Here is a 14,037-nt window from a genome sequence, read left to right on the forward strand (position 1 = left end):
CCTCACCGAGGGACGGATCCCAGCGGATCCCGTGCCCCACGGGCGGCGAGACCGTCCGGAAGCGACGCTCGCGACGCTCAGTGGACGCTCGTTCCGATGAGTCGCCAGATGGGTTGTGGTGCTGGTCAGGCGGCTTGCAGTGGCGGGGGACAGGTGGTTCTCCAGCCGGTCCCCAAGAGCGACTTGGTACTGCCGCGCTGCATGAGGATCTCCCTGGACCCGCCAGGCGTGCGTCGTTGATGCGTGTGCTGGGGACGTTCATTTCTCATCGGGCGCGCACGCTGGCACCGGCCCGTACGGAGACGACGGTGGTACTGGAGCGCGGACCGAGAGGCGGCGCCTTCCCTTCGCGTCTGCCGGTCGCTGCGGTGAGTGCCGGACTTGACGCGATGGCGGTCGCGCTGCTGGCGGCGGTCAACACTGGGGCGCAGACGGACGACGGCGGGACCCGGGTCGCTCTTGCCGAGATCATTTCGGCCGGAGTGCCGGAGTGCCGGAGTGCCGGAGGATGCGCGGCTCTGTCGTGGTCGAGACTCTCGCGTCGGCTGTGACCGCGGAGCCCGTGGCTGACGACCAAGTGGTCGGCGCCGTCGCACCAGACATCCGGCCGACCTCGCCCGCCCCGGGCTCTCTGCCGGGGCGGAGCCGTCTGCTGCCGTTGCGTCGTCCAGGCGGAGCCCGGAGTGCCGGCTGGAGCGTGAACCGTGATGAGCGTCTCATGTTCCGGTCTCCCGCCGGGCAAGATAATTGCCCATCGACGTGCAATTATCTTTCCTGTGCTCCTGGCTTCATGGACGGCGCGCTCGTCGCGTCAGATCCCGGCCCCGACTTCCGACCCTCTGTGGAGAAGCGCAGTGAATCTCGGCGGACCAGACGACCTGACGCTCCCCCGGCAGGGGCACCCGGTGGCCCTCATCGCCGGCCGGTACGAGCTGCGATATCTGCTCGGCTCCGGCGGTATGGCCGAGGTGCATCTCGCGCACGATCTCCGGCTCGACCGCAGTGTGGCCGTGAAGACCCTGCGCGGCGACCTCGCCCACGAACCGGCGCTTCAGGAACGGTTCCGCAGGGAGGCGCAGTCCACCGCTTCCCTCAACCATCCCGCTATCGCCGCGGTGTACGACACGGGGGAGGACGTGGCTTACGGCGGGTCCCGGTTGCCGTACCTCGTGATGGAGTACGTCGACGGGACCACCCTGCGCGACGCCCTGCACTCCGGGCCGCCGATGACCGCCGAACGGGCCCTCCAAGTGACGGCCGGAGTGCTGCGAGCTCTGGCTCACTCGCATCAACACGGCATCGTGCACCGGGACATCAAGCCGGCCAACGTCATGCTGAACCGGGCCGGAGAAGTCAAGGTCATGGACTTCGGGATCGCCCGGGACGCTCGGGACGTCGGCATGACGCAGACGTCGGTCGTGATCGGGACCGCCCAGTACCTCTCGCCGGAACAAGCGATGGGACGGGAGACCGACGCGCGGTCCGACCTGTACTCCATCGGCTGCCTGCTGTACGAACTGCTGACCTTCCGCACGCCGTTCACCGGCGAAACGCCGATGGCGTTGATGTACCAGCACACCCAGGAAGTCCCGTGCCCGCCGAGCCTCTACAACCCTGAGGTCGGCCCCCAGGTGGACACGATCGTTCTGCGCGCCCTGGAGAAGGATCCCGGATACCGCTACCAGTCCGCCGAGGAGATGCTCGCCGACATCGAGGCGTTCCTCGGTACGGGCCTGCGCATGCCGGGCGCCGAACTCCCGCCGGGGGAGGGCGACTTCCCGTACGACGACGCCGACCAGGAAGAGAAGAGCGGCCGGCGCAGGGGAACCGTCGTGCTGATCACGGCGGGCGTCGCCGTCGTCGTCCTGGCGTTGGTGTGGGGCTGGTTCATGTTCGGGCGTGGTGCGGCCGACGACGGCAGGACCGGCGTACCCGACCTTGTGGGTCAGAGTCTGGAGGAGGCGCGGCGTACCGCGGAGAACGTCGACCTCACCGTCACCGTCGACAAGCGGGAGCCTTGCGCGGACCAGCCGAGCGGCCACATCTGCGAGCAGAGCCCCGTGGAAGGGGAACTCGCCAAGGGCGAGGCGGTCTCGGTCACCGTGTCCACGGGGGCGCCCAAGGTCGAGGTGCCGGACGTCACGGACAAGGACGAGGACGACGCGTCCCGGATCCTGGAGGACAAGGGATTCAAGGTGAAGCTCCGGCACGTCACATCCGGCAGCGAGGATCCCGGAACCGTCCTCAAGCAGGACCCGGAGGGCGGTGAGAAGGCCGAGAAGGGCACCGAGATCACCCTCACGGTGGCCAAGGAGGCGCAGAGGGCCACGGTTCCGGACCTCACGGGTGCGACCGTGAGCGAGGCCCGGAAGCTGCTGGCCGCACAGGATCTGAGACTGGGCAGTACGACCGAGGTCGAGAGCGACGCCGAGTCGGGGACCGTGGTGGGACAGAGCGTCGCTTCCGGCGACGAGGTCGAGCCGGGTACGGCGATCGGCGTGAAGATCGCCAAGGCCGTGCAGACCGTGCAGATCCCCACCGACATCCTCGGCAAGACCCTTGCCGAAGTCCAGGACGAACTGGACGCCCTCGGTCTCCAGGTCGCCGTCTCCACTGGATCCTCCCAGGCGTCCGACGCGGTGGTGACGTCGAGCACTCCAGCCGCGGGGAGCGAGGTGGAGGCGGGAAGCGCCGTGGTCGTCGTCACTCAGGACGCCGGCAAGGACCAGTCGGACGGGGGCGCGACGCCGGGCGGAGACACGAGTGGCGGCACGGAGGCCACGGCGCGTCAGTTGCTGCCGGTCCTCCCGATCCCGAGATGACGCCCGGCCCGGTGGACGCCCGTCGGCGACGCGCGCCATCAAGGCCCACCTGCTGGCCCCCTGACCATGGTCAACTCCGGGATCCGGGCCGACGACGGCACCGTCGCCACCGCCGTCCCGATCGCCGCCGGAGTCGACCAGTGCCGCCGCCGCGGTCCGCCGTCCGCACGGAACCAGGCCGCTCCACTCGCCCCACCGACCCCAGTGAAGGAGGGCATCGCCCTTGTCCACGTCCCAGCACAGGCACGACGACGGCTCGCAGTACGAGCCCCACTACCCCTCTTATGACAGCTACGGCTACGGCTACCGCTACGGCTCTCAGGACGAGGCCACTCTGTACGAACCGTACGCATCGCCCGGGCTCCGGCGGAGTCGGCGGCGCCCCCTCGCTGTCGCGACCGCCGCTCTCGTCGCGCTGGCCGTCCTTTCCGTTGCCGTCGACCGGGTCGTAGCAGCACGCATAGAGTCACGCACGGCCAAGGCGTTCCAGGAGGGCATGGACACGCCTCTGCCTCCGCAGGTCCACGTCCGAGGCTTCCCCGTCCTGCCCCAGGCGGCCTCCGGAACCCTGCGACACGTGGACATCATCGCTCACGACATACCGGCCCAGGGGGCCACCCGCCCACTGCCGGTATCCGAACTCTCCCTCCGGCTCCAGGGGTTGACGAAGTCGGACGACGACAGTGAGGCACGGGCCGGCAGTGCCGAGGCGACCGCCTTCCTGTCCTACACGGACGTGTCGAACACCCTTGGGTTGGAGATCTCCCAGGGCAGCCGCCCGGGTCAGGTGAGGGCGGTGGTCCTCGTCCCCCTCGGGAAGCAGGTCACTGTGACGACTACCGTCACGGCGGACTCGGGCAATCGCATCGCCTTCAAGGACTTCGACGTCACGGCCGGTGCGCTGCCTGCCCCCGGGAGCGCGGCGCTGGACAAGGTCTTCGAGCAGCCCATCCAGCTGCGGAACATCCCCCACGGCCTGAACCTGCGCTCGGTCACCACCACGACCGACGGCCTGATCGCCCACTTCTCGGGTCACTCGGTCACCTTCCGAGCCGATGACGCCCCGCAGGACGGCGACGGGGGATCCGACGCTGTGGTTCGGCGCGTTTCGGCTCTCCAACCAGGCCGGTGACGTTCGCTGTTCCGCGCGGGATGGACTGGGCGTTCACCACGACGGAATCGAGCCCGTCGTGCGGCGGTGTCGACCACTCAGCCAAGGTCGGGCAGCGGCCGACGGGCGACCTCGTGGGCTTCGTTCGGTGGTACGCCCAGCATGCGCAGGACCATCTCGGCGAGACTGACCGCGGCCTCGTCACCGTCCAGTTCGGGGCGGGCGAACCGCAGCTCCACGAGTGACAGCAGGGTCCCGCCCAGCGCCGAGAGGGCCACGACCGGCTCGACGGCGGTGAAGCGGCCTGAGGCGATGCCGACCTGAAGATCGCGCAGCGCGCGGGTCGCCAGGCCGTTGTCCGAGTAGAGGTGGCCGAGGCCGCGCCGGCGCAGCACCTGCATGAGTTCCGGGTGGGAGTCGGCCATGCGGGCGCTGAGCCGGAAGCCGGCCGTGACGAGTTCCGCGGGGTCGTCGATCCCGTTCAGCCGCTCGTCGAAGGCCTGGCCGAACTCCTCCAGGGCGTCCACCACCGCTGTCTCGAACAGTTCCGTCTTGGACTCGAAGTGGTTGTAGAAGGAGCCGAAGCCGACGTCGGCGCGTTCGGCGATCGCCTGGATGCTGACGCTGGTGTCTCCGGTCTCGGCGAGTATCTGCCGGGCGGCGCGGACGAGCGCTCTGCGGGTTTCGGCGCGGCGCCGTTCGAACCGGTTGCCGGGCGGGGCTGAGGTGGACATGGGCCGAGTCTAGCTGCGGTTCCAGGGCCGCCGCAGTTCTGATGAATCCATCACTTACTCTCGCTCCAGCTATTGACGATGCTTCCGTCAAGGCTGATGATTTCCTCATTACGGCAATGTTGCTCGGAGGGCACCATGTCTGAAACACGCGTGGCCGGAGCCGCCGTCGCGACACCCCACCAGGACCTTCACAGCGAGAAGGGCGCCCTGCGCGGCGAGCACCCCGGGCGCTCCCGGAACCCGGTGATCAAGGTGGCGGACCTGGCCTGGCTGGAGTTCGAGAAGCCCGACCTGGAGCGGGCCGAGGTCTTCGCCCGTGACTTCGGCTTCGGTGTCGCCGCTCGCACGGAGCGGGAGCTGTGGCTGCGGGGCACGTTCGCGGGCTCGCCCTGCATGGTGATCCGGCGCGGTCGTACGTCCCGTTTCGTCGGCCCGGCGTTCCGCGCCGCCGAGCGCGCCGATCTGGACCGGCTGGCCCGGGCGACGGGCACGGATGTACGGGACGCGGACGTGCCCGGCGGAGGCGAGGCGGTCGTTCTGCTCGACCCGTCCGGCTTCCCGGTGCGGGTGGTGCACTGCGCCGAGTCGCTCCCGGCGCAGCCCGAACAGCGGCCGCTGTCACTGAACTTCGGCACGGACCACCGTCGTACGAACGTCGCGCAGCGTCCGCCCCGGGAGCCGTCCCGGATCCAGCGGCTGGGTCATGTGGTGCTGGAGACAAGGGTGTTCGGCCGCGCGCTGGACTGGTACCTGGACACGCTCGGCATGATCGTGTCCGACTTCCTGTTCCTGGACGGGCAGCGCGAGCGGGGTCCGACGATGGCGTTCGTCCGCTGCGACCTGGGCGGCGTGCCCGCCGACCACCACACCCTGGCGATGCATCTGGGCCCGGGTAACGGCTATGTCCACTCCGCCTACCAGGTGACCGACCTGGACGCGATCGCGGTGGGCGGCGAGTACCTCAACGAGCGCGGATACCAGCGCAGTTGGGGCATCGGACGGCACATCCAGGGCAGCCAGCTCTTCGACTACTGGCGCGATCCCGACCGCTTCATGCTGGAGCACTTCGCCGACGGCGACCTGTTCTCCCACGACGTGGAACCCGGCTGGGCACCGATGTCGGCGAGCGGACTGGCCCAGTGGGGACCGCCGGCCACCCGCGACTTCCTCGGCACGAACCCGTCGCCCGCGAAGGTCCGTGAAGTACTGCACGCCCTGCGCGGCGACAACGAACTCGACCCCGCACGTCTGCTGGGCCTGATGAAAGCGATGACCTCATGAGCACCAACGTCCTGCGTACCGCCGACGGTTGGTGGGTGGTGCGTGACGCGCGCGCTGTTCGCGTCGACACCAAGGCCGTCACAACTGCCGAGCTGCTGGCAGACCGGGCCGCCATCGGCGAGGCCGCCGGTTCAGGTGAGGCGGGCACTCCCGTCGCCGACCTGGTCGCACTCTCCCCGGTCACCACGCCCTGCCGGGTCGTCGCCCAGATGGTCAACTACCGCAGCCACGCCCGCGATTCGGGCTTCACCGGCGACGTCCCGCCCACCTTTTTCCGCAAGGCGTCCGGCTCGGTCAGCAGCCCCGGCGAGGCCATCGTCCGGCCCTCACACGTGAACTTCCTCGACTACGAGGTCGAGTTGGGCCTGGTCATGGGGGAATCGCTGCCGCTGGGCACCGTGGTGGAGGAACGGGACCTGCCGTCGTACGTCGCCGGGCTCGTCGTCACCAACGACGTCAGCGCGCGCGACGTACAGCTGACCAAGACGCAGTTCTACGAGAGCAAGTCGTACCCCACGTTCACGCCGACCGGGCCCTACCTCTGTCTGCTGGAGCCGGAGGACTTCGCCCATCTCCTGGATCTGCGGCTGAGGTTGAGCGTCAACGGGGAGCTGAGGCAGGACCGCACCCTCGCCGACATGATCGTGCGTCCGGCGCAGGCCCTCACTCTGCTGGCCCGGTTCCAGACCCTCGACCCCGGCGACCTGCTGCTGACCGGCACCCCCGGTGGCACGGCCCTGAAGGCCCCGCCCAAGGCGGTCGAGAAGATCGGCGCGCTGCTGCCGCCCGCCGTGAAGTGGAAAGCGTTCTTCAAGACCCAGGCCAGGAACCCCCACTACCTGCACAAGGGCGACGTAGTCACCGCCACCATCGCCACCCCGGACGGCCGCATCGACCTGGGCGAGCAGCACACGCCCGTGACCGACGCGAACTGAGAGCCGAAGTGAGCCGCACATGACCGCCGACCAATCCGTAGGACCGGACTCCGCCGAGCACGTGCCGGTCGTGATCGTCGGAGCCGGGCCCGTGGGGGTTACCGCCGCCCTGCTGCTCGCCCAGCACGGGGTGAGGACCGTCGTCCTCGAACGTCACCACGACGTCTACCCCCTGCCGCGCGCCGTCGCCACCGACGACGAGGTTCGCCGCATCCTCCAAGCCGCCGGAATCGCCGACGAGTTCGCCGCCGTCGCCCGCCCCGCGCGCGGACTGCGGCTGCTGGACGCCCGCCACCGCGTGATCGCCGAGTTCCGCCGCTCACCGCGGGGCCACCACGGCTTCCCGCAGACCAGCATGTTCGACCAGCCCGAACTGGAACGGCTGCTGCGCGAGGCACTCGCCCGCCGGCCGGAGTGCGAGCTGCGGGGCGGAGCGGAGGTGACGGCGGTCGGACAGCACGGCGACGGGCCGGTGCGTGTCGCCTACCGCGACGAGGAGGGCGAGCACCTGCTCCTCGCGGACGCCGTCCTCGGCTGCGACGGCGCGGGCAGCCTCACCCGCGATGCCGTCGGCGCGCAGTGGGAGGACCTTCGCTTCGAGGAACACTGGACCGTCATCGACGTGACGACGAAAGCCGCCGTCCGTTGTTGGGAAGGCGTCGACCAGGTCTGCGACCCGCACCGCCCGGCGACCTTCATGCGCATCGGTGAGGACCGCTACCGCTGGGAGTTCCGGCTGCGGGAGATGGAGGACCTCGACGCCGAGCGGTTGCGCGAGTTGGTCGCCCCCTGGGTCGACATCGCCCGCGTCGACGACTTCCATGTCATCCGGCAGGCGCAGTACACCTTCCGGGCCCGTATCGCCGACCGCTGGCGCCGGGGTCGCGTCTTCCTTCTCGGCGACGCCGCCCACCTCACCCCGCCGTTCGTCGGACAGGGCCTGTGCTCGGGTCTGCGCGACGCGCACAACCTGAGCTGGAAACTCGCCCGCGTCCTGCAACAGGGCGGAGACGAGCGGCTGTTGGACACCTACGAACGGGAACGCAAACCGCACGCCCGTCATCTGATCCGCCTTGCGGTCGCCACCGGCTGGGCCATGACCGGTGGCCAGGACCGCGCCGCCGCGCTGCGCCGCACCGCCATCGCCGCGGCCTGCCGCATACCGGGGGTGACGAGCAGGGCGGGCCGGGACCTCGGCCGCCCGCTGGCCGCCGGTCCGCTGACCCGCCGCGGCCGACTGGGCGGCACCTCCTGCCCGCAGCCCAGGGTGACGACGCGGGACGGACAACACCTCCGCCTCGACGACGTCCTCGGGGACTCCTTCGCGGTGCTGACCGCGGTGCCGCTGTCGCCCGCACTGCGCGCGCTCACCGACGGACTCGGCGCCCGGGTCGTCGACGTCCACGAGTCCGGCGACGACGGCACCCTCGCCGCCTGGCTGCGCGCCGGCCGCGCCGACGCCGTCCTGCTGCGCCCCGACCGCGTCGTGCTGGACGCCGTCCCGGCGGGCGGCGGCGACTTCACCGACACCGCCGCCTGGGCGCCCCTGCTCTGCACCACCCGTGGGCCCGTCGAACAGCCCGCGTCCACCCCGCTGCCGAGGAGCACCGCGCGATGACCACGCCGTACGCGAACCCGTCCTGGACCCCCGACCCGGAGGCCGCCGCGCGCAGCCGGATCGCGGACTTCGGCCGTTGGGCCGCCCGGTACCGGGGCGTCGAAGCCGACCTCACCGACTACCCCACCCTGCACCACTGGTCGGTCACCGACCTGGAGGGCTTCTGGGGCGCGGTGTGGGAGTACTTCGACGTCGACGCGGACACGCCGTACGAGGAGGTGCTGGCCGAGGAGATCATGCCGGGCGCCCGCTGGTTCCCCGGCGCCACGCTCAACTACGCCCACCACGCACTGCGCGACCTCTCCGACGACGACGTGGCGATCGTCGCCCTCGACGAGACCGGTTCCGGGTACGAGGTGACCGGGAAGCGGCTGCGCTCCCAGGTCGCTTCCGTCGCCGCCACCCTGCGCGACCTGGGGGTGGGCCAGGGCGACCGGGTTGTCGGCTACCTCCCCAACACCCCGCACGCGATCGTCGCGTTCCTCGCCGCCGCGAGTCTCGGCGCCGTGTGGTCGGTGTGCGGGCAGGACTACGCCCCCAAGGCGGCCGCCGACCGTTTCGCCCAGCTCGAACCCACCGTCCTGATCGCGGCCGACGGCTACCTGTTCAACGGCACCACCCACGACCGCCGTGAGGTCGCCCTCGAACTCGCCCGCGCACTGCCGACGTTGAAGGCGACAGTCCTCGTCGACCACGTGGGCCTGCCGGGGCTCTCGTCGAACTACCCGTCGCTGGTCCTTCCTTGGGAGGAGACGGCGACGCGCACCGAACAACTCACCTGCACCCCGGTGCCGTTCGACCACCCCCTGTGGGTCGTGTTCTCCTCCGGCACGACAGGCTTGCCCAAGGGCATCGTCCACGGTCACGGCGGCGTCCTCCTTGAGCACCTGAAGACCCTCGGCCTCCAGTCCGACCTGGGCCCCGGCGACCGCCTGCTCTGGTACACCACCACCCACTGGATGATGTGGAACCTCGTCGTCTCCACGCTCCTGACAGGCGCCACGACCTGCACGTACGACGGCAGTCCGGCCCTGCTGACCCAGCCCGACATCCTCTGGCACCTGGCGGCCCGGCACCGCGTCACCCTGTTCGGCACCAGTCCCCAGTACCTGCTGGGCATGGCCAAGTTCGGCATCGACCCGTCGGCGCACGACCTGTCCTCGATCCGCGCTGTCGGCTGCACCGGCTCCGCGCTGCCCGCCTCCGCCTACCCCTGGGTCGGCGAGCACCTCGGCGCACACGTCCAGCTCGCCTCCATCAGCGGCGGCACCGACGTCGTCTCCGGCTTCGCCGGCGGAGCACCCACCGTCCCCGTGCGGGCCGGCGAGCTGTCCGCGCCCTACCTCGGCGTGGCGCTGGCCGCGTACGGCGAGAAGGGTCTGCCGGTCGTGGACCGGGTCGGCGAGCTGGTGGTGACCCGCCCGATGCCGTCGATGCCACTGTACTTCTGGAACGACCCCGACGGCAGCCGCTACCGCGACGCCTACTTCTCCACGTACGACGGCGTGTGGCGGCACGGCGACTGGATCACCCTCACCTCCCACGGTTCGGTGATCGTGCACGGCCGCTCCGACTCCACCCTCAACCGGCATGGCGTACGTCTGGGCAGTGCCGACATCCACGACGTGGCCGAGCGGCTGCCGGAGATCACGGAGGCGCTGGTCATCGGCGCGGAGGAGCCGGACGGCGGCTACTGGATGCCCCTGTTCGTGGTCCTCGCGGCCGGTACCGAACTGGACGACGCCCTGCGCGACCGCATCCGCGAGGCCATCCGCACCGACGCCTCTCCCCGGCACGTCCCCGACGAGATCATCGAGGTGCCGGCCATCCCGCACACTCGCACCGGCAAGAAGCTGGAGGTCCCGGTCAAACGCCTGCTCCAGGGCGCCCCGGTCGACCAGGTCGTCAACCCGGCCTCTGTGGACGACCCTGCCCTGATCGCGTACTACGCCCGTCTCGGTGCCGAACGGCGCGCCCAGCGGCGCGGGTAGTCCAGATGTACCCCGGCCTTCGTGTAGTGGTGACCGTGCCACTCCGAGCCTGAACGAAGCATGGTCAAGTTCGATATTTCCATCAGAATTCCCGTACTGGCTCACCGTCCGACCCAGCACCCACTGAGGCCCCCATGACCACCACCCCCCACACGGAGACGGCCCCGTCCGTCGCCACCGGCCGCGCCGGAACCCGCGGTGTCCTGTTCGCGATGTGCCTTTCACTCGTCCTGGTCGTCGCGTCGGTCTCCGCTCTCAACCTCGCCCTGCCCGACCTGGCCATCGACCTGTCGGCCTCCAACAGTGCCCTGACCTGGATCGCCGATGCCTACACCGTCGCGCTGGCCGCGTTCGTGCTGCCGCTCGGCGCGACCGGGGACCGCCTCGGCCGCCGCAACGTGCTCGTCGTCGGCACCGTCGTCTTCGGTGCGGCCTCCCTGGCAGCCTCCTTCGCCGACTCCACGACCACCCTCATCGTCTGGCGGGCCGTCATGGGCCTCGGTGCCGCGATGATCATGCCGGGCACGCTGTCCACCATCACCGCCGCCTTCCCGCCCGAACAGCGCGCCAAAGGTGTGGCCACCTGGTCCGGGTTCGCCGCCGCGGGCGCCATCATCGGCATGCTCGCGGCAGGTGCACTGCTGGAGCAGTTCTCCTGGCGGTCGATCTTCGTCGCCAGCGCCGCCGTCGCTCTGGCCGCGGGGCTTGGCGCCGTCCTGCTGGCCCCCAACACCAAGGACCCCCATCCGCACAGGCCCGACGTGGCCGGTGCGGTGACCACGGCCCTGGCCATCGGCACCCTCGTGTACGCCATCATCGAGGGCAACGAGCGGGGCTGGACGGATCCGGTGGTGATCGGCGCCTTCGTCGTCACGGCCGTGTCCTTCGCCGCCTACGCCTATCTCGGCCTGCGCACCGAACACCCTCTGCTCGACCCCGCCTTGTTCGGCATCCGCGGCTTCCGTGCCGGTGCCATCACGGTCCTGGTGCAGTTCATGGCCGTCTTCGGCTTCTTCTTCGTGGGTCTGCAGTACCTCCAACTCATCCTGGACTACAGCCCGTTGAAGGCCGCCGTCGCCCTCGTCCCGGTCGCGCTGGCGGTACTGCCCATCTCCCTGCTCACCCCGCACCTGGTACAGCGGGTCGGCATGAAGGCCGTCATGTCCGTCGGCCTGCTCCTGCTCGCCACCGGCCTGTTCCTGATCTCGTTCCTCGACGTCGACTCCGGCTACCTGCCCTTCCTCGGCGGCCTGGTCCTGGCGGGCTTCGGCATCGGCCTGAGCGGCGCCGTCGGCACGGCGGCCATCACCGGCTCCCTCGGAAGGGGACAGCAGGGCGTCGCCTCGGCCATGAACGACACCACCCGCGAGGTCGGTTCGGCGGTCGGCATCGCCCTCATGGGTTCGATCTACGGCAGCCACTACCGCTCCTCGCTCCCCGACTCGGTCGCTCAACTCCCCGCCGGCGCGGCCGAGTCCGTACGTCACTCGGCGGCCGCCGGCCTCCACGTCGCCGACCGGCTCGGCGCCCGGGGCACGGCTCTCGCCGACGGCGTCAAGTCCGCGTTCATGGACGGCTTGTCGGCCTCTCTGATCGCGGTGAGCGTTGTCGTGCTCGCCGCTGCGGTCGGCGCCCTGCTGCGAGCACCTAAGACACCGCCAACGGCCGACTGACCCCGCATCTGCGCGCCTTGGGCCAAGACGGGGCGCGTGCGGAGAGGCGGAGGTCGGCGGGGTCGGAATCCAGGCGGAGCCACGGGCAGGCGGCGGCAGGGTCGACAGTGTCTCCAAGGCGCCGCCATGGCCTTGCTCGCCACCACCAACTCATGCAACCCCGCCGCAACTCCCGTCACCTATGACCGCGACGGCAACCGCAGCCTGTTCATCGCCTCAATCCTCGGCTGTGGGCAGGGGAAAGGCGTCGCCAGGAGCATGGCCCGCCTTTCCCGGATACGGCCTGAGGGGGGTGGGCCACTCGGGTTCTCCGAGTCCCGGATCGCGATCCCCCTGTGTGTCGAGATCACGTTTGCGATCTCGACACACTGCCCCTCACTGCCCCCGCTGTACGAGGATTTGCTCCAGACGGCGTCCGTGGGGTCAGGGGACATCAGGGCGCGTCTGTTCTTGGTGATCAGTTGTGCAGTCGTTCCCCGTACTCATTGAGCAGATCTCGCGACTCGGCGACGGGAAGCCCGATGGCGGCGATGGCGGCGAACTCCCTTTCCAGGAAGTTGACTTGGTCTGCATCGTCTGTGTGACTGCCGCCCATGGGGTTGTCGGGTGAACGGTCAGCGGGATCAGCTGTAGCCCGACGTTCGACATTTCCGAGGCGTAGAGAAGCTTGCGGATCTGGGCGCGCGTGATCGACGGCCCAGACGCGAACCGGGCGTGGAGAGCGGATTCGGGCACGAGCGCGTGCAGCTCGGTCGCCTTGTTGAGGATGTTCTGTCGAGCCGGCCGGATCGAGACCAGCATCTCGGCCTGCACCGCGGACACGGCCGTCGCCGACACCGCTGTACGCAAGACCGACCCAGTACTCACCTCGACAGACCGACCCAGTTCTCACCTCGACGGTCGACAACCAAGCGGCTCTCATCGCGTCCGACCTCAACATGCCTGAATTCGCAGAGGAGTTGTACCACCGGCACGCCAACGTGTACCTCCGTGCCAGTCCGCTGCCCGGCAAGAGCGCCATCCGAGGGCTGGAACCCATCGTTAACCTGACCCGTCTCCCCATCCGCGCCGGGAGGAACGACGACGGTCGACATCTCCTTCTCCCCCTGTACGAAGCGGTGAGTACGAGCACGGCCGCGCCATTCGGAGGCATCGCCCTCCCCGCTCACCTCACCTTGACACCGGACGACCGCCACGCGCTGCGCGCCTGGCCCTGGACAGTTCTCCTGGCCGACGGAACGCGAAGCCTCACCACAGAGGGACGTCGGGAAGGGCCCTGGCCCACATCGAGCAACATCGAGGCGTGGGCAGGCGGATGTTCGACGGCCGACAGGTCGTGATCCTCGCCGCGCTCGCAAGAGGCGATCCGGCTCGTGCCGTAGCCCTCCTTGAAAACACCCTCCCCGGCGAGCCATGGGAACAGGCTGTTGCAGCGTGCCTGACCGCGCTCTGCCGTCGCACCGCCGGTCGCGACACGCATGGCCTGGACGAGATCTACACCGAGTTGGAGCCCGACCGCGGCATAGGCGTCTTCGGCGCTTGGCTCGGGTTGACCGTCCTGGACGCCATCGGCGGAGATGACGAACGCCCCGCCCGCCGGGTCGTGGACGAACTCCACCGACATCACGCTGGACGACGGATACGCGGCCTGCGAGAACCTCGCCCACCTGCCGTTCGCCACTCTCGCTTCGGAAAGCCAGCGGAAGAACTGCCAAGACGCCCTGGAGCTGTGCGTGCTCGGAATCGGAAGACTCCCGACGGAGCTGCACCGTCAACTCGCCGCCGCACTAGGTAAGAGCAACCGCACGATTCAGGAGTGCATCCGTCCATAGCCCCGTCACCGCTGGCTCTGCTCACGTAAGGCCCGTGGTT

Annotated in this window: 11 protein-coding genes; 7 read left to right on the forward strand and 4 right to left on the reverse strand. The window is 69.8% G+C overall.

Translation table 11 applies throughout. From position 1 onward, the window contains the following. Positions 1-905: 905 nt before the first annotated feature. Both JHN63_RS02360 and JHN63_RS02365 read left to right on the forward strand, forming a co-directional pair. Positions 906-2,822 (forward strand): PASTA domain-containing protein, encoded by a 1,917-nt coding sequence (locus JHN63_RS02360; protein ID WP_307781792.1) that lies wholly within the window; start codon positions 906-908, stop codon positions 2,820-2,822. Between the two features lie 223 nt (positions 2,823-3,045). Continuing rightward, positions 3,046-3,954 (forward strand): DUF2993 domain-containing protein, encoded by a 909-nt coding sequence (locus JHN63_RS02365; protein WP_200676952.1) that lies wholly within the window; start codon positions 3,046-3,048, stop codon positions 3,952-3,954. A 77-nt stretch (positions 3,955-4,031) separates the two neighbouring features. Here the strand turns inward: JHN63_RS02365 and JHN63_RS02370 are convergent, their stop codons facing one another. Then, complete coding sequence (locus tag JHN63_RS02370; RefSeq protein ID WP_200676953.1) at positions 4,032-4,667, reverse strand: TetR/AcrR family transcriptional regulator; 636 nt, start codon at positions 4,665-4,667, stop codon at positions 4,032-4,034. A 135-nt stretch (positions 4,668-4,802) separates the two neighbouring features. Here JHN63_RS02370 and JHN63_RS02375 point away from each other — a divergent pair, with 135 nt between their 5' ends. From JHN63_RS02375 to JHN63_RS02395, 5 genes are all read left to right on the forward strand, one after another. Further along, positions 4,803-5,948 (forward strand): VOC family protein, encoded by a 1,146-nt coding sequence (locus tag JHN63_RS02375; RefSeq protein WP_200676954.1) that lies wholly within the window; start codon positions 4,803-4,805, stop codon positions 5,946-5,948. Further along, the gene (locus tag JHN63_RS02380; RefSeq protein ID WP_200676955.1) at positions 5,945-6,883 is read left to right on the forward strand and encodes a fumarylacetoacetate hydrolase family protein; all 939 of its coding nucleotides are present in this window, start codon (positions 5,945-5,947) and stop codon (positions 6,881-6,883) included. Before JHN63_RS02375 ends, JHN63_RS02380 begins: the two co-directional genes overlap by 4 nt. Positions 6,884-6,902: 19 nt before the next feature. Then, positions 6,903-8,501 (forward strand): bifunctional 3-(3-hydroxy-phenyl)propionate/3-hydroxycinnamic acid hydroxylase, encoded by a 1,599-nt coding sequence (locus JHN63_RS02385; RefSeq protein ID WP_200676956.1) that lies wholly within the window; start codon positions 6,903-6,905, stop codon positions 8,499-8,501. Beyond that, complete coding sequence (locus JHN63_RS02390) at positions 8,498-10,492, forward strand: acetoacetate--CoA ligase (RefSeq protein WP_200676957.1); 1,995 nt, start codon at positions 8,498-8,500, stop codon at positions 10,490-10,492. Before JHN63_RS02385 ends, JHN63_RS02390 begins: the two co-directional genes overlap by 4 nt. A 134-nt stretch (positions 10,493-10,626) precedes the next feature. Further along, positions 10,627-12,165 (forward strand): MFS transporter, encoded by a 1,539-nt coding sequence (locus tag JHN63_RS02395; RefSeq protein WP_200676958.1) that lies wholly within the window; start codon positions 10,627-10,629, stop codon positions 12,163-12,165. 179 nt (positions 12,166-12,344) lie between these two features. Here JHN63_RS02395 and JHN63_RS02400 read toward each other — a convergent pair whose 3' ends face one another. The 3 genes from JHN63_RS02400 to JHN63_RS02410 all read right to left on the reverse strand — a co-directional run bounded on the left by JHN63_RS02400 (position 12,345) and on the right by JHN63_RS02410 (position 13,783). Continuing rightward, positions 12,345-12,599: a DUF397 domain-containing protein gene (locus tag JHN63_RS02400; RefSeq protein ID WP_200676959.1), complete on the reverse strand. Its 255-nt coding sequence runs from the start codon at positions 12,597-12,599 to the stop codon at positions 12,345-12,347. Continuing rightward, entirely contained in the window at positions 12,589-13,002 is a 414-nt protein-coding gene (locus tag JHN63_RS02405; protein WP_200676960.1) for a Scr1 family TA system antitoxin-like transcriptional regulator, read from the reverse strand. Before JHN63_RS02405 ends, JHN63_RS02400 begins: the two co-directional genes overlap by 11 nt. A 328-nt stretch (positions 13,003-13,330) precedes the next feature. Further along, positions 13,331-13,783: a hypothetical protein gene (locus tag JHN63_RS02410; protein ID WP_200676961.1), complete on the reverse strand. Its 453-nt coding sequence runs from the start codon at positions 13,781-13,783 to the stop codon at positions 13,331-13,333. Positions 13,784-14,037 lie beyond the last annotated feature (254 nt).

This window comes from Streptomyces sp. MBT65 (assembly GCF_016612545.1).
Classification (GTDB): Bacteria; Actinomycetota; Actinomycetes; order Streptomycetales; family Streptomycetaceae; genus Streptomyces.

Excerpts from the sequence above, each read along its gene's own strand:
- JHN63_RS02385 (WP_200676956.1), top strand. The coding sequence starts at position 6,903 with ATGACCGCCGACCAATCCGTAGGACCGGACTCCGCCGAGCACGTGCCG.
- JHN63_RS02380 (WP_200676955.1), top strand. The coding sequence starts at position 5,945 with ATGAGCACCAACGTCCTGCGTACCGCCGACGGTTGGTGGGTGGTGCGT.
- JHN63_RS02370 (WP_200676953.1), bottom strand. The coding sequence starts at position 4,667 with ATGTCCACCTCAGCCCCGCCCGGCAACCGGTTCGAACGGCGCCGCGCC.
- JHN63_RS02395 (WP_200676958.1), top strand. The coding sequence starts at position 10,627 with ATGACCACCACCCCCCACACGGAGACGGCCCCGTCCGTCGCCACCGGC.
- JHN63_RS02400 (WP_200676959.1), bottom strand. The coding sequence starts at position 12,599 with ATGTCCCCTGACCCCACGGACGCCGTCTGGAGCAAATCCTCGTACAGC.
- JHN63_RS02390 (WP_200676957.1), top strand. The coding sequence starts at position 8,498 with ATGACCACGCCGTACGCGAACCCGTCCTGGACCCCCGACCCGGAGGCC.
- JHN63_RS02375 (WP_200676954.1), top strand. The coding sequence starts at position 4,803 with ATGTCTGAAACACGCGTGGCCGGAGCCGCCGTCGCGACACCCCACCAG.